The sequence below is a fragment of the Rhodospirillum centenum SW genome (assembly GCF_000016185.1).
Taxonomy (GTDB): domain Bacteria; phylum Pseudomonadota; class Alphaproteobacteria; order Azospirillales; family Azospirillaceae; genus Rhodocista; species Rhodocista centena.
The window spans coordinates 4088979-4112527 of record NC_011420.2 but is presented as its reverse complement, the minus strand read 5'-3'; the positions used below and the strand labels follow the sequence as shown (position 1 = coordinate 4112527).

Below are 23549 nucleotides of genomic sequence, written 5' to 3'. Positions count from 1 at the left end.
GAACTGCGGTCGGTCGATCCGTCCCGGCACGGACGGGAGCGGGACGATCTCTGGAAGCTATACTCCAGGAATCGACACTCAAACGCACGCATGATGACGCTGTTCCCGCACCGCACACAGGACGGCGTCTTCAGGCGCCGACGAGGTTCTCGGCGCCGATGCCCAGGCGGCAGCGCAGCCCTGCCGGATCCCAGTGGAATTCGACGGGGCCACCCAACTGGGCCGCAGTGGCGCGCAGCACCTCCGATCCGAAACCACGGCGCGACGGTGGCCCCGGCACCGGCGGGCCGCCCTCCTCCCGCCAGTCCAGCCACAGTCCGCCCTCCGGCCGCCGTATCCAGACCAGCGATACATGGCCGCCCGACAGCGACAGCGCGCCATGCTTGGCCGCGTTGGTCGCCAGCTCGTGCAGCACCATGGCGGTCGGCTGTACGGCGTCGGGCACCAGCACCACCCGCGGCCCGGACAGGCGGGCGGCATCGCCGTAGGCCGCCAGCTCTGCAGCCGCCAGCGTGCCCAGCTCCCCACCCGTCCAGCGCTCCTGCGCCAGCAGCGAGTGCGCCCGTGCCAGAGCTGCGACCCGGCCGTCCAGGGCGTCGATGAAGCCCTCCACCGTGTCCTGCCGGGTCAGGCGCACGACGCTGGAGACGACGGCGAGCGCGTTCTTCGCCCGGTGATCCACCTCGCGCATCAGCAGGGCCTGGCGCGCCTCCTCGCGCTTGCGTTCGGAGACATCGACCGACGTCCCGATCAGGCCGATCACCCGCCCCGCCGCATCGCGCAGGGGTGCCTTGGTGGACAGCCAGAAGGCCGGTGTCCCGTCCGGCAGCCGCACCTGTTCCTCGACCTGTTCGACCTCCCCGGAGTCCATGATCCGGCGGTCGGTCGCCATGATGACGGCCGCGTCTTCCGGGCTGTCCAGGAATTCGGCGTCGGTGCGGCCGATGTAGAATTCCGGCGGCTTGCCGATCAGTTCGCTGGTGCCGCGGTTGGCGATCAGCATGCGGCCGGCGCGGTCCTTGGCGTAGACCACCCCCGGCACGGCATCGATGAAGGTGCGCAGGAGCGTGGTGATACGGTCCCGCTCCGCCTCCGCGGATCGCCTCTCATCAATGTCGAGCAGAACGCCGGGAAAGCGCAGGGGCGTTCCATCCGCCGCATGCTCCACCCGGCCGTTGGCCTCGATCCAGCGGTAGACCCCGTCGTTGCGCATGACGCGGTACTGGCAGGCATAGGGACCACCCCGGCCGATCGCCTCGGCGATGGCTGCCATCAGGCGGGGCTTGTCCTCAGGATGGACAGAGGCGACCACCGCCTCGATGCCGAGGCCGGTCCGGCAGCGTTCGGGATCGAGGTTGAAGGACGCCGCGAAGCGCGCATCGGCGGTGAAATGGTCGGTCGGCAGATCCCAGACCCAGGTGCCGACGATGGCCCCGGCATCCAGCGCCAGTTCCACCCGCTCGGACTGGGTGCGCAGCGCCCGCTCCTGGGCGAGGCGCTCGGTCACGTCCTGCTCCACGGCCACGCCACCGACGATGCTGCCGTCGGCATCGCGCACAGGGGCCGCACTGTTCAGGTGGAGCCGGCGCTCGCCGGTGCCGGTGCGCTGACATTCCACCAGTTCGCCACGCACCACCTCCCCCGTGCGCAGGGCCCGGCTCATCGCCCAGTCCTGTGCCCGGAGGGGCTGGCCGGTTTCGGGCCACCAGCCGACACGCCCGCCGGTGTGCTGCCCCGGAAGCCCGGGCGCCGTTCCCCAGAGGGCGCGGTGGGCCGCATTGTCCCGCAGGATGCGTCCGTCCGCATCGGCGATCAGGACACCGACCGGCAGCGCGTCCAGAACGGCACTGAGCGTCGCCTCGCCGGCCCGCGCCTGCTGCTCCGCCAGCCTGCGCTCGGTCACGTCCTCGCCGGAAGCGAGGATGCCGGCGATCCGCCCGTCGGCGTCACGCAGCAGGGCGTTGCGCCAGACGATCAGCCGTTCGGACCCGTCGGCACGCCGGACCGTGTTCTCGTACCATTCGGGGGCGCTGGCCTCTTCCCGCATCAGGGCATCGAAGACGCGGCGGACCTCCTCCCGGCGGCTGGGCGGGATCGCCAGTTCGAACCAGTCGCACCCGACCAGGGCCGCTTCGTCGGCGTGGCCCAGGATGGCGGCGCCACAACGGTTGATGGTTTCGATCCGCCCCGTGCGGTCCAGCACCAGGAGCATGACCTGTGCCGCGTTCAGGCAGGCTCGGGCGCGGTCGCGCTCCTCGCGGAGCTGTGCCTGCGTCTGCATCCCGGCGGGGCTGGCTCCCGCCGCGTGCCGCCCGGCCGCATACAGGGCTGCGCCGCCGAGGATGAGGCAGAGCGCGGCGAGGGGCCGGGTCGGCGCTGTCTCCGGCAGCAGTCCGGTGATCCAGCCGACCAGGGCGGCGATGGCCGCTCCGGCCAGGGCAAGGCCACTGAACTGGCCGAGGCGTCGAAGAGAAGGCAGGATGTGGTCCCGTGGGTCAGCGTCCGGTCGCATACTTTAGCAGCGCGCAGAGTCCGGGCGAGCCGGGCAAAAGTGATAGATTCCATCGGACAGCGGGCGTCCTGCCCCTGGCCGGACGGCCGAGGGAAGCCGACCGGAATGGCGGTTGTTTGTTCCCGCACAACGATGGCGCCGCACGACGTCGTTACAGATGCACCGGTCCCGAACGGACGGAACGCTGACCGTGACCTTCTGAGGCACGACGGGTCGTTTCATCCGAATCGATTTGACCGGCGATCCCGATCACCGCAGAGATCGCCCGAGACGGAAACGCGCCGAAAGCGACGCGGAAAGGTGCCGGCTTATGCGATCGACGCGATCCTTCCCGCTGTTTTCGAAGTGGTTACTGTCGCTTTCGCTTATCCTGGCCATTCATATTTCTGATACGGCGCTCGCCAACGCGGAATCACGCGATGGCGGCACATCGCGTCTTAACGAATACATGGATCGCGCCACCCCGGCCGAGCTGATTCCCGGCGCCGACCGCTTCGGCTCGCCCGATCCGCGGGGGCCGGCCGTGCCGGTCTATCGCGGCCAGGACCTGCTGGGTCACGCTTACCTGACCTCCGATCTGGTGGACACGACCGGCTATTCCGGCCGCCCCATCGACGTGATCGTCGGCCTGACCCCGGACGGCACCATCGCCGGCGCGAAGCTCGTCGGGCACCACGAACCCATCGTTCTGGTCGGCATTCCGGTGTCGCGGGTGGAGACCTTCATCGCCGGCTATGTCGGTCGGAACGTCTTCGCGCCCGACCTGTCGGACGGGTCGCAGCCGCCGGTGGACATCGTGTCGGGCGCCACGGTGACCGTCATGGTCATCGGCGACAGCATGGTGCGGTCCGCGCGCCGGCTGGCCGCCGCGCTGGGACTGGCGGGCGCCGGGGCGGCCACACCGGCACCGCCGCCGCGCACCGTCGCCCTGGACCGGACGGAGCGGCGCGACTGGACGGCGCTGCTGGGGGACGGGTCCGTCCGCCGGCTGCACCTGACCGTGGCCGACGTGAACGACGCCTTCGCCCGCACCGGCCGCGCCGACGCCATCGAGCGGCCGGAGCCGGGACCCGACGACGACACCTTCATCGACCTCTACATGGCCGTCGCCAGCGTGCCCGGCATCGGCCGCAGCCTGTTGGGCGATGCCGGGTACGCGGCGCTGGCGGCGACCCTGAAGCCCGGGCAGCAGGCCCTGCTGATCGGGGCGTCCGGCCGCTATTCCTTCAAGGGCTCGGGCTATGTCCGCGGCGGCATCTTCGACCGGATCGAACTGGTCCAGGGCGATGCCGGCACCCGCTTCCGCGACCGCCAGCACCGCCGCATCGGGTCCCTCGCCGCGGAAGGGGCACCGGAGCTGGCGGAGATCGGCGTCTTCGCCGTGCCGGAGACGATGGCTTTCGACCCGGCGGCCCCCTGGCGGCTGCAACTGCTGGTGCAGCGGGCGGTCGCCGCCCTGGACAAGAGCTTCGTCAGCTTCGACCTGGGCTACAGCCTGCCGGAAACCTATCTGGCGCCGGTCGCACCCGTCGCGCTTCCCGCCCCCACGCCGGCGCAGCAGAGCGCGGCGACGGCCGCCGCCACCCCGACGGCCGGGCCGGTGCCGCTCTGGCAGCGCATCTGGGAGACGCGCCGGCTGGACATCGCCCTGACCCTGGCCGCCATCGGCGCTGTCACGGCGATCTTCTTCTTCCAGGATGCGCTGGTCCGCCGGCCCCGCCTGTTCGGCCGGGTCCGTACCGGCGTGCTGCTGTTCACCCTGCTCTGGCTGGGCTGGTACGCCCATGCCCAGCTTTCGGTCGTCAATGTCCTGACCTTCGTGGAGGCCCTGCGCCACGAATTCCGCTGGGACTACTTCCTGATGGACCCGCTGGTGTTCATCCTGTGGTTCTCGGTGGCGGCGTCGCTGCTGTTCTGGGGGCGGGGGGCGTTCTGCGGCTGGCTCTGCCCGTTCGGCGCCCTGCAGGAGCTGACCAACCGGCTGGCACGGCGGCTGAAGGTGCCGCAGATCACCGTGCCATTCGGCCTGCACGAGCGCCTGTGGCCGCTGAAGTACATCATCTTCCTGGTGCTGTTCGGCCTGTCGCTGCACAGCCTGGGCACGGCCGAGGTGGCGGCCGAGGTCGAGCCCTTCAAGACCGCGATCATCCTGCACTTCCTGCGCGACTGGTGGTTCGTGCTGTTCGCGGTGGCCCTGCTGGTCGCCGGCCTGTTCATCGAGCGCTTCTACTGCCGCTACCTGTGCCCGCTGGGCGCGGCGCTGGCCATCCCCGGGCGGCTGCGGATGTTCGCCTGGCTGCGGCGCTACCGCGACTGCGGCAATCCCTGCCAGCGCTGCGCCATCGACTGCCCGGTCCAGGCCATCCACCCGGAAGGCCACATCAACCCCAACGAGTGCATCCAGTGCCTGAACTGCCAGGTGCTGTACCACCACCAGAGCCTCTGCCCGGTCGTGGTGGCGCGCCTCAAGAAGAAGGCGCGGCAGGCCGCGGCCCTGACCTCCGATCCGACGACCACGCCGCGGCCGGCGGTCGCCGCCCGGACGACAGCCGCCCCGGCCGCGCCCTGACCCGGTCACATCCCCTTCCCCGACAACAGCGGATTTCCCGAGGAGCCACGTCATGGACGACAGCAACGAGAAGACCGAAGGGCTCAACCGACGCGCCCTGCTGGGCGGCACTGCGAAGGCCGCGGCCCTGGCCGGCTTCGGCGCCCTGGGCGGTGCCGCCGTCACCGCCGGCGGGCTGGTCGCCCCGGCACCGGCCGCCGCCGCCAGCGGCCGCAGCGTCACCGAGGTGAAGCCCGGCGACCTGGACGAGTACTACGTCTTCCATTCCGGCGGTCATTCGGGCGAGATCCGCATCATGGGCCTGCCCTCGATGCGCGAGCTGATCCGCATCCCGGTCTTCAACCGCTGCAGCGCCACCGGCTGGGGCCTGACCAACGAAAGCCGGAAGATCCTGACCGACGGCCTGCTGCCGGAGACCCGCAGGTTCCTGGAGAGCCGCGGCGGGTCCTACCTGAACGGCGACCTGCACCACCCGCACATGTCGTTCACGGACGGCACCTACGACGGCCGCTACATCTTCTGCAACGACAAGGCCAACACCCGCATCGCGCGCATCCGCTGCGACATCATGCGGGCCGACAGGATCATCGAGATCCCCAACGCCTCGGCCATCCACGGGCTGCGGCTGCAGAAGTACCCGCGCACCGGCTACATCTTCGCCAACGGCGAGCAGCGCGTGCCGACACCGAACGACGGCAAGGGGCTGACGGACACCAAGCGCTACCGCTCCCACTTCACGGCCGTGGACGGCGACACCATGAAGGTGGCCTGGCAGGTCTGGGTGGACGGCAACCTGGACAACACGGAAGCCGACTACCAGGGCAAGTACGCCTTCTCCACCTGCTACAATTCCGAGGAGGGCGTCACGCTGGCGGAGATGACGGCCAAGGAGCAGGACTGGCTGGTCGTCTTCAACCTCAAGCGCATCGAGGAAGCCGTCCGCAGCGGCAAGGCCCAGGTCATCAACGGCGTGCCGGTGGTGGACGGCCGCCACGGCTCCCCCTACACCCGCTACGTGCCGATCCCGAACAGCCCGCACGGCGTCAACATGGCCCCGGACGGCATCCACCTGACCGCGAACGGCAAGCTGTCGCCGACCGTGACGGTGATGGATGTCCGCCGTTTCGACGATCTGTTCGATGACAGGATCAAGCCGCGCGACGTGGTGGTGGCCGAGCCGCAGCTCGGGCTCGGGCCGCTCCACACCGCCTATGACGGCCGCGGCAACGCCTACACCACCCTGTTCCTGGACAGCCAGGTCGTGAAGTGGAACATCGACAAGGCCAGGCGCGCCTATACGGGCGAGAACGTCTCCCCCATCGTGCAGAAGCTGGATGTCCACTACCAGCCGGGGCACCTGCACTCCTCCATGGGTCAGACCAGGGAGGCGGACGGCAAGTGGCTGATCACCTTGAACAAGTTCTCCAAGGACCGGTTCCTGAACGTCGGTCCGCTGAAGCCGGAGAACGACCAGCTCATCGACATCTCCGGCGACGAGATGAAGCTGGTGCATGACGGCCCGACCTTCGCCGAACCGCACGACACGCTGATCGTGCATCATTCCAAGGTCAATCCGCGCAGCGTCTACGACCGCGCCGACCCGATGTGGGAGGACGCGCGCCGGCAGGCGGCGGCGGACGGGGTGACGCTGGAGACGGACGCCAAGGTGATCCGCGACGGCGACAAGGTGCGGGTCTACATGTACTCCAACGCCCCGGTCTTCGCGCTGGACGAGTTCACGGTGCGGGAAGGCGACGAGGTCACCGTCTACGTCACCAACATCGACGACGTGGACGACCTGACCCACGGTTTCACTCTGACCAACCACGGCATCGCCATGGAGATCGGGCCGCAGCAGACCTCGTCGGTGACCTTCACCGCCGACCGGCCCGGCGTGTTCTGGTACTACTGCCAGTGGTTCTGCCATGCGCTGCACATGGAAATGGGCGGCCGCATGATCGTCGAACCGAAGAGCGCCTGAGCCCGAAGCTTGCCCTCCCCTCCCCGCACCCCGCGGCGGGGAGGGGGCCTTCCCGCTGCCAGGACCGCTCCCGTGCCCAGACCGATCCCCCTTCTGCTGGCCGGCGCCGCGGCGCTGGGCCTGCTTTCCTGCCCGCCGGCCGCGGCGGCCACCGTCGGCGTCGAGCCCGGCATGCTGCCGGCGGCGCTGGCGGCCGCCGGTCCCGGCGATACGCTGGTGCTGCGCCCCGGCCTGCATCCGGGGCCGGTGACGGTCGCCGTGCCCGTGATCCTGACGGCGGAGCCCGGCGCCGTGATCGACGGTGGCGGAACCGGCAACAGCCTGACCGTCACCGCCCCCGGCGTGACGCTGCGGGGGCTGGACGTCCGCAATTCCGGCGGCAGCCTGTTCGACCAGAATTCCGGCATCTTCCTGGACAGGACCGCCACCGGAGCCGTCGTCGAGGACAATGTCCTGCGCGGCACCCTGATCGGCATCTATGTCTGGGGCGCGGCGGACAGCCTGATCCGCGGCAACACGATCCACGGCCGCAGCGATCTGCGGCTGAGCGAGCGCGGCAACGGCATCCAGCTCTGGAACGCCCCCGGCACCCGCGTCGTGGACAATGTGGTGGAGGGCGGACGCGACGGCATCTTCGTCACCACCAGCCGCAACAACCTGTTCCACGGCAACGACTTCCGGAATGTCCGCTTCGCCATCCACTACATGTACACGAACGACAGCGAGATCTCCGGCAACCGCTCGGTCGGCAACGATGTCGGCTACGCGCTGATGTACTCCCACCGGCTGGTCGTGCGGGACAACCTGTCCCGCGGCGACCGCCAGCACGGCCTGCTGCTGAACTACGCCAACGGCTCCCGTATCGAGGGCAATGTCGTGTCGGGCCGGTTCGGGACGGCGCTGACCGGCACCCCGTCGCAGGACCGCGATGCCGACATGCCGCTGGAGACCGACGCCGATCCCACCGCCCCGCGGTTCGGCACCGGCAAGTGCGTCTTCATCTACAACGCCAACAAGAATGTGCTGCGCGGCAACCGCTTCGAGGGCTGCGAGATCGGCATCCACTTCACCGCCGGCTCCGAACGCAACAGCCTGAGCGGCAACGCCTTCGTCGGCAACCGCACCCAGGTCAAGTATGTCGGCACCCGGTCCCTGGACTGGTCCGAGGGCGGGGTGGGCAACTACTGGAGCGACAACGCCGCCTTCGACCTGGACGGCGACGGCATCGCGGACGAGGCCTACCGGCCCAACGACGTGGTGGACCGCGTGGTCTGGGCCCACCCGCAGGCGAAACTGCTGCTGAACAGTCCCGCCGTCCAGGTGATCCGCTGGGCGCAGAAGCAGTTCCCTTCGCTGCATCCCGGCGGCGTCGTGGACAGCGCCGCCCTGATGACCCCGCCGGCCATTCCAGCGTCGGACGCGCCGCCCCGGCAGACGGCGGCGGAAGGAGACCGGCCATGACCCCAGGCGAAACCGTGGCCGCCCGCGGCCTCTCGAAGCGTTACGGGCGGCAGGATGCCGTGATCGGGGTGGACCTGACCCTGCACGCGGGCGAATGCGTCGCCCTGGTCGGGCACAACGGCGCCGGCAAAAGCTCGCTGATCAAGCTGATGCTGGGCCTGACCCACCCCACGGCGGGAAGCCTCCGTGTCCTGGGCGAGGACCCGGCCGGCGCGCAGGCGGCCCGCCTGCGCCAGCGGATCGGCTTCCTGCCGGAGAACGTCGCCTTCCATCCCGGCATGAGCGGGCGGGAGTGTCTGGACTTCTACGCCCGGCTGAAGGGCCTGCCGACCCGCGACACCCCGGCCCTGCTGGCGCGGGTCGGGCTGGAGCACGAAGCGGCCGACCGCCGCATCGGCACCTATTCCAAGGGCATGCGCCAGCGCCTGGGTCTGGCGCAGGCGCTGCTGGGGGCACCGCGCCTGCTGCTGCTGGACGAACCGACGACCGGCCTGGACCCCGCCCTGCGGCGCAGCTTCTACGCCGTCATCCGCGATCTGCGCGACGCCGGAACGACGGTGCTGCTGTGCAGCCACGCGCTGACGGAGCTGGAGGGCCAGGCCGACCGGGTCGTCGTGATGAACCGTGGCCGCAAGGTGGCCGAGGGCTGCCTGGACACGCTGCGCCGGCTGGCCGACCTGCCGGTGCGGCTGCGGGTGACGGCGGCCGGCCCGGAGGCCGCGGACCGCCTGCGCGACCGCCACGGCCTGCCGCCCGCGGGCGGCACGGTGGTCGAGCTGGCCTGCGCCCCGTCCGACAAGCTGGAGCTGCTGCGGCACCTGCTGGAGACCGACGGGGTGGCCGACCTGCAGGTGCTGCAGCCCAGCCTGGACGAGATCTACGCCCACTTCCTGACCCGCGAGGATGCCGCATGAGCCCGGTCCCCACCATCGCCCTCAAGGAGGTGCGAGACGGCCTGCGCAACCGCTGGGTCGCCGCCACGACCCTGCTGCTGGCGGCCCTGGCGCTGACGCTGACCTTCCTGGGCAGCGCGCCCACCGGCAGCGTCGGCGTCAACCCGCTGGAGGTGACGATCGTCAGCCTGTCCAGCCTGACCATCTTCCTGCTGCCGCTGCTGGCGCTGCTGCTGTCCTTCGACGCCGTGGTGGGCGAGATCGAGCGTGGCACCATGCTGCTGCTGCTGAGCTATCCGGTGTCGCGCTGGCAGGCCCTGCTGGGCAAGTTCCTGGGCCATCTCGCCATCATCGCCTTCGCCACCCTGTGCGGTTACGGCAGCGCCGGCGCCGTGCTCTGGGCCACGGCGCCGGAGATCGCGCCGGAGAGCTGGTCCGCCTTCGCCGCCCTGCTGGGATCGAGCGTGCTGCTGGGCGGCGCCTTCGTCTCGCTGGGCTATCTCGCCAGCACCTGCGTGCGCGACCGCGGCACCGCCGCCGGCATCGCCGTGGCGCTCTGGCTGGTCTTCGTCCTGCTCTACGACATGGCGCTGCTCGGCCTGCTGGTGGCGACCCAGGGCCAGGGACTGGGCAGCGGGCTGCTGGACCTGCTGCTGCTGGCCAACCCGGCCGACGCCTACCGCCTCTTCAACCTCGCCGGCCTGCCCGAGGTCGGCCGCCATGCCGGCATGGCCGGCGTGGCCGCCCACGGCACGCCCGCGCCGGGCCTGCTGCTGGCCGCCCTCGCCGGCTGGATGCTGCTGCCCCTCGGCCTAGCCACCCTCATCTTCTCGCGGAGACAGATCTGATGCGCCTGCCCCTCGCCACGGCCGCCCTGGCCGCCCTCCTGCTGTCCGGCTGCGGGGCCGAACCCCGGGCCGAGGCGGCGGTCCGCCCCGCCGCCATCACCGCCGACGCCGTCGGCCAGTACTGCGGCATGAACCTGTCCGACCATCCCGGTCCCAAGGGGCAGGTGCATGTCCGCGGCCGCAGCCGGCCCGTCTGGCTGTCCTCGGTGCGCGACACCTTCGCCTTCCTGATGCTGCCGGAGGAGCCGAAGACCATCGCCGCCGCCTTCGTCTCCGACATGGGCCGGGCGACGGCCCCGGACGCCGCCGATCCCGACGCCTGGGTGGAGGCGCGGCAGGCCTGGTACGTCACCGGGTCGAGCGCGCCGGCTGCCATGACCGGGGCCGAGCTGTACCCCTTCGCCGAGGAGGCGGCGGCCCGCCGCTTCGCACAGGAGCATGGTGGCGCCGTGCGGCGCTTCGCCGACATCACGCCGGCGGAGATCCTGGAGACGGACGCACCCGAGGCGGAGGTCGTTCCCGCCGCGATGCCTCCGCACGCTCCCGGCGGAGGCGGCCATGGAGGGCATTGACCGGAGCCGCCGCCGCTTCCTGGGCCTGACCGCCGCCGTTGCCGGCCTCGCCCTGCTGCCGTCCGCCGCCGCGGCCCGGGCCGGCCTGCTGCACGGCTGGCGCGGGACGGCGCTGGGGGCGGACGCCTGTCTGCGGCTGGTGCATCCCGACGCGGCGGAAGCCCGCCGGCTGATCGGGTTGTGCCTTGCCGAGGTGGCGCGGCTGGAACGGGTGTTCAGCCTCCACCGCGCCGACAGCGCCCTGGTCCGGCTGAACCGGGACGGCCGCCTGGACGACGCCCCCGCCGATCTGGTGCGCCTGATGGCGGAGGCGGCCGCCTTCGCCCGGGCCAGCGGGGGACGCTTCGACATGACGGTGCAGCCGCTCTGGGCGCTCCACGCCGGGCACTTCGCGCAGGCGGGCGCCGATCCCGCCGGCCCCGCCCCGGCCCGGATCGAGGCCGTCCGGCGGCTGGTCGGCTTCCAGGCGGTCGAGATCGGAGCCGGTCGCATCGCCTTCGCCCGGCCCGGCATGCAGGCGACCCTGAACGGCATCGCCCAGGGCTACATCACCGACCGCATCGTGGAACTGCTGCGGCAGGAGGGGCTGGACGACGTGCTGGTGGACATGGGGGAGATCCGGGCCCAGGGCCGGCGCCCCGACGGCCGGCCCTGGCAGGTCGGGCTGGACGACGCCGGCGCCAACGGGCCGCTGGCCCTGACGGGAGCCGCCGTCGCCACCTCGGCCGCCACGGGCACCGTGTTCGACATGGCCGGCCGCTTCGGCCACCTGATCGATCCCGCGACCGGCCGGCCGGGGGCGCTCTGGCGCACCGTCAGCGTCGGGGCGCCGACGGCGACCACGGCCGACGCCCTGTCCACCGCCCTGTCCGGCATGCCGGGGGAGGCCGCGGCGGCGCTGCTGTCGCGGTATCCGGGAACGACGGCGTTCCTGACCGGCGCCGACGGCCGGACGACCGTTCTGGGGATGGCGGCGGGGGGCTGAGCCCCCCGCCTCTGCAGGGGCGCCCCGGCGTGCGGGGCGCCCCTTGGTCTCGGGTCGAGCGAGCCCGTCAGGCGAGCCAGAGGCCGGTGTCTGCGGCGGTGGCGATGCGGTCTTCGCCGATGCCCCAGACGAGCCAGTGGCGCAGGGGATCGATGCCGGCGTCGGCGACATCGGGGTTGCGCTGCAGATAGGCCGACAGGTCGAACCAGGCGGAGGGATCGCGGTCCTCGCGCCAGCCGAACGCAAGATAGTGCTCGTAGCCCGAGTGGAACTGCCCGGCCTCCACCGCGACGCGCACGTCGGCCCAGCGGGCCAGGTACGCCTCCTCGTCGAACAGCGGGGTCGGGTCGCGCCCCTCGGCCTGACCGAACGCCAGATAGTGCTCCAGGCCGCTCTGGAACCGGCCGTCCGCCACCGCGGCCCGCACGTCCGCCCACTGGGCGAGGTAGAAGGCCTCGTCGAACGCCCCGCCGCCGTCCGGCTGCACCGCCGCGAAGCGCACCGGCAGGGTGACATAGACCACCTGGTCGTCGAACCGGATCAGTTCGACCCCGCTGGCCACGTCCGTGCCCGTCGCCGCCCCGCTCAGCCGCACGCCCCAGGGACCCGCCGCCTCCAGCGTCACCGCCGAGCGCGCCGCCTCGATGCGGACGACATCGACCCCCGAGCCGCCGTCGATCGTGTCGTCCCCCGCCCCGCCGGAGAGACGGTCATACCCCTCCCCGCCGAACACGCTGTCATTGCCCTCGTCGCCGTAGAGCAGGTCGCGGCCCTCCCCCGACCCCACCGTGTCGTCGCCGCCGCCGCCGCGCAGCGTGTCGTCGTCCGGGCCGAGCCGGATGTACTGCCGCGCATCGTCCCCGATCACCACGTTCGACCCGGTGCCCCCGGTCACGAACACGCTGCCCGTCACAACCGCATAGTCAACGTCGCGCAGTTCGATGTTCGTCCCCGACGGCAGCGAGCGGCCGTCGATCACCACCGCCGTGACCATCCCCGACGTGTCGGTCGAGGTCGGCACCGAGAGGAGGATCGGCTGACCGGGCGGTGTCGTGCTGCCCGCCGTCAGCGTCGGCGTCACCGTCCGCAGCGTCACCGGCGTGCTCCCGGGCAGCACCGTCGACAGGCCCGCCAGATCGACCGTGCCGGTCGATACCGTGCCGGCCGCCTGGATGCGCCCGGCCTCCACCCCCGCCGCCGCGGAGAGTTCCGCCAGGGTCAGCGTCGTCGCCCCCGAGGCCTGCAGCCCGACCCCCACCGGCAGCGTCGCCACCAGGACCGGCGCACTGCTGCTGCCGCCCAGCCGGATGTCCGCGTTCGCCGTCGGCGTGCCGCTGACATCCTGGCGGCTGCTCGGAACCGGCGCCACCACGACCTGCTCCACCGGCCGCCCGGTCAGGCTGTCGCTGCCGCTGCCGCGGCCCACCGACACCCCGTCCTCCGTCGCCGTCACCGTCGTCGGAACCACCGGCGGCGGCGGCGGGGCGGCCGGTGGTCCCGGCGGCGCCGGCGGCAGCGGCGGTGCCGGCGGCGACGGCGGGATCACCACCACAGGCGGCGGCGTGACCGGGGTCTCGTCCACGTCGCTGAGGGTGACGGTCACCGTGGTCGTGGCATCGGCGGTGGTGTCCGCGTCCTCGTCATCGACCGCCACCGTCAGCGTGTAGCTCGCCGTGGTCTCGAAATCCAGGACCGCTCCCTGGGCCACCTTGATCTGGCCGCTGGCCGCGTCGATCGTGAACAGGCCCGCCCCCGTGCCGCCGCTGATCGACCAGATCAGCCCGTTGGTGTCGCCGCTGGCGACCGCGGTGCCGACGACGGTCCCCGCCGCGCTGTTCTCCGCCACGGTGAAGCTCTGCGGCGCCAGCACGGGATTGACATCGCTGACCGTGATCTTGACGGTCCCGCTGTCCGTTCCGCCCTTGCCGTCCTTGGTGGAGACCACGAGATCGACACTGCCGGACGTGTTGGCGACCGGCGTGTAGGTGAGCCCCGCCAGGGCCGTGTTCAGCGCCCCGACACTGCCCGAGACCACCAGGGTCCGCCCCGCCGTCGTGTCGTCGCTCACCACGCTCAGGCCCGCCGTATCCAGGCCGAAGCTGCCGCTGCCCACCGACAGCGTCACCGTCTGGGCGTCGTTGTCGCCGTCGGCGAGGCTGATCGTGCCCAGCGTCACCCCTGTCGCGTTCTCCGCAACCGCCGCCGTCCCGGGCGCTGTGATCACGGGGGATGCGTTCAGGTTCACCGTGATGTCGCTGCCGCTGAGCTTGAAATTGTCGGCCGTGTAGAGGCCGTCGAGGTCGATCACCAGATCGGCGGCGTCGGCCTGGGCGTCAGTCCCGATATGAAGCGTGGTCCTGCCGTTGGCGGTGGCGATCTGAATTTCGTTCAGACCGACGCTGGTGCCGTTGCCCGCCGTGATGGTGGTGGCGCTGAAATCGGCATTGCTGACGCGGATGATGTCGCCGGTGGCCAGGTTCTGGATCAGGTCGCGGCCGTTGTCGGTGTTGCCGCCCCCGTAGAGGAAGATGTCGTCGCCGGCGCCACCGTCCAGCGTATCGTCACCGAAACTGCCCGCAAGGGTGTCCGCACCGCTGCCGCCGATGATCCGGGTGGATTCACCGCTGTCGGTGATGGCCGTGCCACCGGCCCGGGTCGTGGTGATCGTATCGATGTTGGTCACGGTCAGTTCGCTGGCATCGAAGCTCGCGCTGGAGGTCACCAGGGTGACATCCGCGCCGGCCTGGGCGGTGATCCTCTCCACCTTGCCGCTGCCGATCTGATCGCCCCCGACGGTGATCGTCACGGTCCCGTCGCTGGCGCTGGAACGCAGCTCGAAGATGCCGCTCAGGCTGATCTTGCTGACATCATAGCTGGCGTTGCTGCTGATCCAGCCGTCCTCGCCGCTGATGGCGGTGAGGCCGGCCAGGACGGTGTCGGTGACGCCGATGCCGCCGCCCGCCTGCTGGTTGGACAGGGTCTCGATGCCCGACAGGGGTCAGGCTGCTGAAATCGACGGCGTCGCCGTCCACGCGCAGGCTGTCACTGGCCCCGCTGCCGCCGCTGACCGACGTCACCTTGCCGCTGCCGATCTGGCTCTCGGCCAGCCGGAAGGCGGTGCCCGTGTCGCTGGTGGAGACGAGCGCATCGACCCCGGTCAGGCTCTTGCCCGACAGGTCGAGGGCCGCCACGGCCGTGGACACGCTGTTGGTCCCGCTCAGCCCGAAGGCGAGGTTCAGCGCCTGATCGATGACGACGGTGCGGCTCAGCGCGTCGTTGTCGAAGCTGACCGTCTCGATCCCGCTCAGCACCAGCCCCTGGGCGGTCAGGGTGACGTAGCCGCTGCCGGCCAGCACCAGCGTGTCGTTGCTGCCGGCCGAGCCGGTGACGGCCCCGATCATGCCGGGGGCCTGGATGTCCGTGATCTGGGTGGCGTCCAGCCTGAGCGTATAGCCGGTGAGGGCGGCCCCGCTCATCTGCACCGCGCTGAAGCCGGACAGCGCCGCAGCGGAGAGATCGAAGGTCTCCGCCGTGCCGCCGCCGGCGAGCACCAGCGCGTCATCCCCGGTGCCGGTGAGCGTGGTCAGGCTGTTCAGGCCCTTGGCGCTGCTCAGCGTCACCGTCACCGGACCGGCGTGGGCGCTGTCCACCACCAGCGTCTCCACCCCCGCGACCGTCGCCGCAGCGGTGAGATCGAAGCTGCTGCCCTTGCCGGCCCCCAGCCGCACCGTGTCCTTGCCGGCGCCGCCGTCCAGGGTCGAGCCCGCGAGATGCGAGGGGGCGGCGACGATGATCGTCTCGTTCCCCGCCGTGGCCGACACGCTGTTCAGAATGTGGCTGCCGGTCGTCGTGTCGAACCCGGCAGCATCCGTCACCAGGGAGGCGGGGTCGAGGGTCTTGAAGTTCAGCGTGGTGTCATCGGTGATGCCGGCAAGAAGATTGCCGCCGGCATCCTTGAGGGCACCGGCATCGATGCGGACGGAATAGGTGGTGTCGCCGTCAAAAGGCGCGCTGGGATTGAGGATCAGCGTGTTGCCGCTGATCTGGAACCCGCCGTCACCCGGCGCCCCGCCGGCCGGCGTGCTGAGCACGAAGCTCTCTACCAGAGCGCCCTTGCTGTAGATGTGAATCGACTTGGCGCCATCATTGATGAAGATAGTCTCGCTGAAGGTCAGCGTGATGGTGCTGTCCAGCGCCACATAGCCGGCATCATCCGCGGGGGTCGAACTGACCAGCGTCGGCGCCACCGCGTCCACGAGCACCCCGCCCGTGGCGCCCACGCTGTTCAGCGTCAGGGTCAGGGCGTTGCCGGCGGCATCGCCGATGCTGCCACCGTTCAGATCCAGCGCCCCGACCGTGACGCCGTCGGCATCCAGATCGCCGGCCTGCACCGTGTAGATGAATTTCAGCGCCGTGGCCGTGCTGGAAGCCGCATCGTAGCTGGCATGCACGGTGCTGGACCCGATGGTCAGCCCCAGCCTGGGCGTGCCGGTGACGACGACATCCTCGCCGACATTGACGGTGAAGATCAGATCATCGCCGGCCTTGTAGGCGGCGTTGGACGGCACGGCCACAGACGTCACCGTGGCGGCGGTGGTGTCGAGCGTGAAGCTGAGCGGCGTGCTCCCGGCGGACACATTGCCGGCCTCATCCGTCTGACGGACGATGACCGCCTTGGCACCGTCGCCGCTCAGGCTGATCTCGCTGCCGTTGAAGGGGGTCCAGGTCTTGCCGGCGTCAAGCGAGTATTCGCGGACCGTTCCGTCCTCCAGCCCGCTGACGCTCACCGTGCCGTTGCTGGTGACGAGATCGCTGGCGCTGCTGCCGGTATCAACGGACAGCGCCAGGGTCGGCGTGGCCGGAGCCGTGTTGTCCAGGGTGTATTCGACGAAATTCCCGGCCCCGATCTGCAGTTTGTTCCCGGCAACGTCAGTGATGTCATGCGCCTGGGCAACACTCAGGTAAAGGTCCCCATTATAGTTGGCGATATTGCCGCCGGAGACCTTGACCGTGTAGTTGCGGGGATCAATCTGGGTCAGATCCAGCGTCACCGCACCAGGGTTGCCGTTGGTGCCCAGCATCTCCAGATCGGTGAGGTCGAAATTGACCACGTCTTCGTCGAACGACAGCGTGTAGATCAGTTCATCGAGATTGGTCAGGGGATCGGCCGGCGTGTCCCGGCCCGTCGTGATGATCGGCGTCGTCGTATCGACCGTGATAGTCAGCGTCCGGATGTCGCCCTGGTTGCCGGCGGCATCGATCTGACGGACGGCCACCGCGGTACTGTTTCTGTACTCGCCCTCAGCCAATGTCAGGGTCGTGCCGGTGCCGTCCACCCAGCTCGCCTTGTCGTCCAACCGGTACTGCCAGGTGGCGCCAGCCTCCAGGTTGCCGATCTCAAGAGTGGTGTCGGTGGTGATGCCGTCGCTGTCGGAGACCCCGGTATCGGTGAAGCCCAGCGTCGGTGCCGCCGGCGCAGTGGCGTCGATGGCGTCGTTGCTCTGACTGATCGGCGTCGTCCAGCTGTTGGAGATGTTGCCGGCGGCATCCTTCAGCACGATCTCGACGGGGATGTCCTCGCCCGCCGCCCGGTCGGCGTTGCCCTCGGCCACGGTATATGTGGCGGTGTAGGTGCCGCCGCCCTTGTCCGCGAAGTCGGTCAGGGCGATGCCGTTCACGCTGCCGCCATGCAGCGACAGCCCGGCCTCCCCGGCCGTGATGGTGACGGTGACGGTGTCGCCGATCTTATGGGTCTGGTCGGGAATGCTGACACCGGTGATGGTCGGCGCGACGCCGTCCACCTTGACGTTGGCGAGGCTGCCCGGCGTGCCGAGGTCAAGGTCGGCGTTGACGCTGCCGGTGGTGCCGGTCAGGGTGCCCCCGTTCAGATCGATGGAGGTCGCGGAGACCGCAATGCCGTCCGCATCCGTGTCCCCTGAGTCGACCGTGTAGCTGAAGACCAGTGTGGTCGAGCCGTCCCCCGAAACAAACGTCGCATACCGGGTCTCGCCGCCGACATCGAGAACCAGCCGCGGCGTCCCCCCCGACGTGTCGACCGTCACCGCCTGATCGAAGGTCACGGTGAAGTTCAGGCTGTCACCGATCTTGTAGGTGGAATCCGCCGGCAGCGTCACCGATGTCACGTCCGGCTGGCTCAGCACGCTGACGGTGGAGGCCAGGGCCAGGCTGGTGCTGTTGTTGCTGGCGCCGCTGTCGGTCAGGCCCGTGATCGTCACCGTCCGAGCCGTCGCTTCGGGACTGTCGCTGCTGCAGGAGAACCGGGCGTCGGTGATCAGGGTCTGGAAGTCGGTGGCGCTGAGCGACAGGCCGGTGATGGTCATCGTGGCGGTGCCGCCGGTGAAGACCACCGCCGCATTGTTTGTGCCGCCGCCGACGCTCCAGATGCCGTCGCCGTCCAACCCGCAATCGGCCCCGCCGATCCGCAGCACGTCGCCCGAGGCGACATTGCTGACGGTCAGGGTGAAGCCGGTGATGGTCTGGCCGGCATCCACGGCGCTGGCGGTGGCCCCGGTGAACAGCGCCACCGCACTGCCGCCCTCCGTGAAGGTGGGGTTGGCAGCGGTGGCCGTCAGCGTCGGCGCTTCAGTGACGTCGGTGACGGTGACATTGACGGTCTGGGTGTCGGATACAGTGCCGTCGGACGCCTTGACCACAACGGCATAGCTGTTGTCGGCATCGCTGTCGGCCGGGCTCTCGAAATCCGGGGCCGCCTTGAAGGTCAGGGCGCCGGTGCTGCCGTCGATGCTGAACAGGGCCGCATCGGCACCGCCGTCGATGGAATAGGTGATCGTGTCGCCATCGACATCGGTCGCCACCACCGTGGTGACCGCCGTCGTATTCTCCGCCACCGTGACGCTGGCCGTGGCGCCGCCTCCGTCGGAGGTGAGGACCGGCGCGTCGTTCACGGCGGTGATGTTCACCTGCACGCTGCCCAGCGCCACCGACCCCTCGTCATCGGCGGAGGACAAGGTCAGGGTCGCCTTGTTGGTGCCGCTCTCATCGGGCGTGGCCTGGAGGTAGGTCACCGTGCCGTCGGTCTGGAGGAAGGTCCGGATGTCGCCCGGGCTCCCCGCCAGCGTCAGCGTGCCGGTCCCGGTGCCGCTCACGGTCACCCCGCTCCCCGAACCGGCCGTCAAGGTGCCGGCGCTGGCCGTGATGGTGAAACTGACGCTGGCACTGTCGCTGTCCGTGAAGCTGGCTCCGGCGAAGATGCTGTGCAGGCTGCTGGCAACATCCTCCGTGATGGCGACCGTACCGGCGATCCCCGTCATGACGGGAGCATTGGCACGGACGATGTTGGAGAAGATGATATTGTCCAGGAGGGCTGCGATATTGTCAGCATCGGCCAGCGTGATCTGGAACGACGTTATGAAATTCATGCCGGGGGCGCTGATCGTCTGATATTGAGATGCTCCCCCCGTATCTGAATGGTAGACGGCCCCGGTGATGTCTGATCTGCCCGAGGCGGAAAGGACATAGCCAAGATCATCCCCTTCATTGGCGGAGGGGAGGCCTTCTGCATTGGACAGGTCAATGGAGTTCAGCGTGAAAAAAGAGCCATCGACAAGACTGAAGGTGAGTGTGATTGTGGCTGATGTGTAGTTGAGCAACTGGAGCGCCAACCGCGCCGACGGCAAGCCATAGCCAAGCGGCAAAACCTCCCCAACGCCGTCATTTATGATATCAGCCCCGAACTTTATCTTGAGCGTATAGCCATCCTGGGTCCACAGGATGTCGTCAGTGTCGGGACCATCAAAACGACTCACTTCGCCCGTTCCGCCATCAAACGTGAAGCTGGCATCGGCGAGCGTCCCCTGAAAGGCGCTGACCTGCGCCGGAACGAGCGGGAACGGCCCAAGGTCATCAGGGCGGCCAGGGTACGCCAGCGCCCAGGTTCCACCGAACGCCTCGTTACCCGTCAGATCCACGGAAGCGGCAACAGCGGCCCCGGTCAGCCCGGCCAGCCGGTCCACGAAGGCCGCCCCCGTTTCCCCCTTCGCCACCTCGCAGCCGTAGAGCAGCAGGTCGCCGTCATCGCCCAGCGCCGCCCCCAGGGTGGCGAGGTCGGCGGCGCGGGCGCCGGCCGTCACGGCATCCAGCACCAGCGCCCCCAGGATCAGCGTCCCGGCGCTGCCGTGGGAGAAGACATGGATGGCGTCATAGCCCTGCCGGGTCCGCGCCCAGGCCGCCATCCGCGCCAGACCGTCCTCGCCTGCGTCCAGCAGCACGGTCTCGACCCCGGGCTTCACGCCGGCGGCCAGGGTGCGCCAGTCGGCGATGCCCCGGTCGATGAAGGCCACTTCCCGCCGGGCGGCATTCCGCGGCGTTTCCCATCCGGCACCGACGGAACCGGGAAAAACCCCATCAACGGACGGAAAGGCGGAAACCGCATCACCAGGGATCGCGGGGGAGAAGGCGTCCAGGCTCATCGAAGAAGGGCTCCAGCAGGGGATGGCAGGAAGGCGGTGTCGGAGGAAGGAATTCGGATCTGAAAACTGCGCAGTCAGGTGATCGGGGTACCGCAGACAGGGTCGGACAGATCATCTCCATCCAGTCTGCCGTCTTGTGCTAACGTGTTAACCATATCTGTATTTCTTTTAAGAATTAATACACTCGGAAAGGAGGGCGGGCAACCCTCTTTCCCCGACTCAATCTCAACTTTGGGTGAAGTTTTCTTGATGGTTTTTCCCAATACAGCGCCTGACAGCACCAAGGACGGCCTCTTCACCGCCCGGACGGGACCGGGTTTTCTGCTGCCGGCTCCCCCCCCCCGCGCCTTCGTAGCGGTGCAGCGTGCCCCTGAAGGTGGAAACATCGCCCACCGGCCCGCCCGCTTCCGACCCTGGCTCCGGACAAAAAGAAACCCGCGCCGCCGGGCGTCCCCGATGGCGCGGGCCAGTTGATATTGGCAGTTGGAACAACGCGCTCACCAGGAATCGGCAAGCACCCCCAATAGATCAACAGAAGCCATGAATATCAATTGATATTTTCGCCCCCATGTCTTTATCCTGCATTTGCGATTTCTGAAAAAATACAAATAATAACCGTTCGCACGCCTGCATTCCGCGCGCGGTTTCTTCATGTCAGATTGTTCAGGATGAGCATGCGCCCGGGTCAGGCGGCGGGTGGTCCCCGCGGTGCCGGCCGCAGCCCGGCCGACTGCCGGCGCGCGACAGAGCCACGCACTGCTGGATGAGACCGGAGCTGGAGCGGGGGATGCACCGCGGCTGCCGCCACAGGGAGCGGGGTGTCGCCGCCGCCCGGCCCCGGCATGCTGCGTTCGATCAGACGATCCGTGCGCGCGTCGGGCAGGATCAGGGGATCGTCGGTGGTCGCGGCCAGCAGCGCCGCCCCCAACGCAGCCGGCTGGCACGCCGGAAGCGCCGGCGGCAGGAGCGCGAAGAAGACCCAGAGAAAGACGACCAGCCAGCCGAACAGACCATGGCGCCCGCGGTCACCCGGGGACGGCCCCCGCTCCGCCCCGGACGCCCTGTCACGCGAATGGACGGCGGAACGCGCCCGGTGCCCTCCAGGCAGCCCAGGCACACCGTTCTCGCCAACGCTGGCCGGGGCGGTGAGCGTCACTCTCGGGAAATCCGTCGCTTTATATGACTTAAGGAGTAGGCTGCCCCCTGGTCGCAGGCAAGAGCCCGCCCATGCGCGCGACGCCTTCACAGCCTTGCGGAAACGCCGTGCGTCACGGCCGGCGCCTGAGGACTGCGTGGCCGTGACCCTGGAAAGGGGGGCGGCCGCCCCCGGAGGGGAGGTCGGGGCGGCCGCCCGCGGCACTGGCGGCGGGGCATGGCCGGCCGGCGCCGTAACGGATCCTTGAAGGGAAACCCGGCACCGCGGGATCAGGACGGCGCCGGTCCGGCGTCGCGCCGGCACATCCTTGTACGCATCCCGGAGGAAAAGCCGACGCCGCCCCGGGAAACTCTTCCGATTCCCGGGGCGGCCGCCGGTGCCGCCCGGCCCGTCGCGGCGATGTCCTGCCCCGTGCCGGGGGGAAGACCGTGGGGATACGCCCGGCGGCGTCAGGAAATCCCGGACCCGCCGTATAAGGGGGCGACAGGATGCGGAGGCGGTCGATCGTGGATGCGAACGTCCGGGGCGCATCCGTCCAGTCACTTCTGGACGGAGCGACCGACGAGGACCTGATGGAGCGGGTGTCGGCAGGGGACCGTGCGGCCTTCGCCGTGCTGGTCCGACGGCACGCAGCGCGCGCCCTTGCCCTGGCGCGCCGCCTGGGATGCGGCGCCGGTGAGGACGAGGACATCGTACAGGAGGCGATGGTGCGTGTCTGGCGGGCGGCGGAGCGGTGGAACCCCGACGGCGGGGCGCGCTTCACCACCTGGTTCCACCGCATCGTGCTGAATCTCTGCCTGGACCGGCGCCGCCGTCCGGCAGGGCTGACGCTGGAGGAGATCGCAGAGCCCGAAGCGCCCGAGCGCCCGGCACCGCAGCGGATCGCCGAACGCCAGACGGCCGACCTGCTGTCGCAGGCGCTGGACGGCCTGCCGGAACGGCAGCGGGCGGCAGTCGCACTCTGCTACTACGACGACCATACCGCGGCGGAGGCGGCTGCGGTGATGGGCGTCACGACGGGCGCTGTGGAACAGATGCTGACCCGGGCGCGGCGGGCGCTGCGGGGAAGGCTTCAGACCCTGGGGGTGATGGGGGCGGAGTGGGTGCCATGACGGAAACGGAATTCGAGACGATGGCGGCATGCCATGGCGCCGACATCGACCGCTGGCCGGAGCGGGAGAGAGAACCCGCCCGGCAGCTCCTGGCGCGGTCGCCGACGGCGGTCGCCCTGCTGGAGCGCGAAAAGGCGCTGGACATGATGCTGGAGGCGCTGCGCCTCCCGCCCCCGCCCGACGCGGTGGAGCGCGTCGTGCGCGGCGCTCTGGCGGCCACACTGCCCGACAGCCCGACCGGGGTCCTGACGGACATGTTGCCTGCCGCACGGGACGGAACGGCCGGGCCGCCGCGGCCGGCGGTGCTCCCCTGGATGACGGCGCCGGTCCGGCGCTGGCCCCGGGCCGGTCTGATGGCCGGGGCGCTGGCGGCGGGTCTGGTGCTGGGCATCATCCGCCTGGACAGCCGGACGGCGACGGGCAGCCCCGCCCTTCTGTTTCCGCCCCTCACCCTGACAGCGATGGCCGGTGACGTGCAATGACCATGACGCGCAAGGACTGGACCCTGGCGGGGTCCGTCGCCCTCAATCTGTTCCTGGCGGGGGCGCTTCTGCCACCGCTGCTGGCCGGGCCGGAACCCCCCCATTTCCGCCCTGATCCGGAGGCGATGGCGCAGCGGATCAGCAAGGGGCTGCCCCCGGCGGATGCCGAGGTGTTGCAGACGGTCCTCCGCCCGCGCGACGGTTTCCGCGAGCTGGGCGGGCTGATGGAGGAGAACATCCGCGCCACCAGCGCCGCGCTGACCGCGGAGCCGTTCGATCCGGCGGCCCTGCGGGCGGCCCTCGACCGCGGCACGCAGGAGCGGGTGCGGTTCGAGCAGCGCCAGCATGAGGCCATGGTGGAAGCGGCGGCAAGACTGTCGCCCGAGGGCCGCAGGCGGCTGGCCGAGCTTCCCTTCCTGCTGGGACCGCGGCGCAGTCCCCCGCCGCCCGGCGCGGCCGGTCCCGGCCGCTTCGGCCCGGGAGAGGCCCCCCCGCCGCCGGAGGGCGCCCCCGGGCACTGAACCGGAC

At 70.1% G+C, this 23549-nt stretch carries 13 protein-coding genes; 10 read left to right on the top strand and 3 right to left on the bottom strand.

What is annotated here, in order from left to right; genetic code table 11:
* Positions 1 to 130 precede the first annotated feature (130 nt).
* Entirely contained in the window at positions 131 to 2512 is a 2382-nt protein-coding gene (locus tag RC1_RS20500; RefSeq protein ID WP_012569030.1) for a PAS domain-containing protein, read from the bottom strand.
* Positions 2513 to 2960: 448 nt separating this feature from the next.
* On the opposite strand from RC1_RS20500, the gene RC1_RS18705 reads away from it, so the two are divergent.
* The 7 genes from RC1_RS18705 (at position 2961) to RC1_RS18675 (ending at position 11821) form a co-directional block, all read left to right on the top strand.
* Positions 2961 to 5081, top strand: a complete 2121-nt coding sequence (locus RC1_RS18705; RefSeq protein WP_012569028.1) for a NosR/NirI family protein — start codon at positions 2961 to 2963, stop codon at positions 5079 to 5081.
* A 52-nt stretch (positions 5082 to 5133) separates the two neighbouring features.
* Entirely contained in the window at positions 5134 to 7062 is a 1929-nt protein-coding gene (nosZ, locus tag RC1_RS18700; protein WP_012569027.1) for a TAT-dependent nitrous-oxide reductase, read from the top strand.
* A gap of 72 nt (positions 7063 to 7134) precedes the next feature.
* Complete coding sequence (locus tag RC1_RS18695) at positions 7135 to 8523, top strand: nitrous oxide reductase family maturation protein NosD (RefSeq protein WP_012569026.1); 1389 nt, start codon at positions 7135 to 7137, stop codon at positions 8521 to 8523.
* The gene (locus RC1_RS18690) at positions 8520 to 9437 is read left to right on the top strand and encodes an ABC transporter ATP-binding protein (RefSeq protein ID WP_012569025.1); all 918 of its coding nucleotides are present in this window, start codon (positions 8520 to 8522) and stop codon (positions 9435 to 9437) included. Before RC1_RS18695 ends, RC1_RS18690 begins: the two co-directional genes overlap by 4 nt.
* Positions 9434 to 10264, top strand: coding sequence for an ABC transporter permease (locus RC1_RS18685; RefSeq protein ID WP_012569024.1), 831 nt, complete (start codon positions 9434 to 9436; stop codon positions 10262 to 10264). Before RC1_RS18690 ends, RC1_RS18685 begins: the two co-directional genes overlap by 4 nt.
* Positions 10264 to 10836: a nitrous oxide reductase accessory protein NosL gene (locus RC1_RS18680; protein WP_012569023.1), complete on the top strand. Its 573-nt coding sequence runs from the start codon at positions 10264 to 10266 to the stop codon at positions 10834 to 10836. Before RC1_RS18685 ends, RC1_RS18680 begins: the two co-directional genes overlap by 1 nt.
* Positions 10823 to 11821 carry an FAD:protein FMN transferase gene (locus RC1_RS18675; RefSeq protein WP_012569022.1) on the top strand — a complete coding sequence of 333 codons (999 nt, stop codon included), beginning with the start codon at positions 10823 to 10825 and terminating at the stop codon, positions 11819 to 11821. The genes RC1_RS18680 and RC1_RS18675 overlap by 14 nt, the downstream gene beginning before the upstream one ends.
* A 67-nt stretch (positions 11822 to 11888) precedes the next feature.
* On the opposite strand, the gene RC1_RS22580 is transcribed toward RC1_RS18675, so the two are convergent.
* On the bottom strand, positions 11889 to 14627 hold the full coding sequence (locus RC1_RS22580; protein WP_012569021.1) for a cadherin domain-containing protein: 2739 nt from the start codon (positions 14625 to 14627) through the stop codon (positions 11889 to 11891).
* 61 nt (positions 14628 to 14688) lie between these two features.
* Positions 14689 to 20142 carry a DUF4347 domain-containing protein gene (locus tag RC1_RS18665; protein WP_041785560.1) on the bottom strand — a complete coding sequence of 1818 codons (5454 nt, stop codon included), beginning with the start codon at positions 20140 to 20142 and terminating at the stop codon, positions 14689 to 14691.
* Between the two features lie 1791 nt (positions 20143 to 21933).
* Here RC1_RS18665 and RC1_RS18660 point away from each other — a divergent pair.
* From RC1_RS18660 to RC1_RS18650, 3 genes are read left to right on the top strand one after another with little or no spacing between them, the layout of a single operon-like run.
* The gene (locus RC1_RS18660) at positions 21934 to 22539 is read left to right on the top strand and encodes a sigma-70 family RNA polymerase sigma factor (RefSeq protein ID WP_234703799.1); all 606 of its coding nucleotides are present in this window, start codon (positions 21934 to 21936) and stop codon (positions 22537 to 22539) included.
* Positions 22536 to 23021, top strand: a complete 486-nt coding sequence (locus RC1_RS20495; RefSeq protein WP_012569018.1) for a hypothetical protein — start codon at positions 22536 to 22538, stop codon at positions 23019 to 23021. The genes RC1_RS18660 and RC1_RS20495 overlap by 4 nt, the downstream gene beginning before the upstream one ends.
* Positions 23018 to 23542: a periplasmic heavy metal sensor gene (locus tag RC1_RS18650; protein WP_012569017.1), complete on the top strand. Its 525-nt coding sequence runs from the start codon at positions 23018 to 23020 to the stop codon at positions 23540 to 23542. The genes RC1_RS20495 and RC1_RS18650 overlap by 4 nt, the downstream gene beginning before the upstream one ends.
* Positions 23543 to 23549 lie beyond the last annotated feature (7 nt).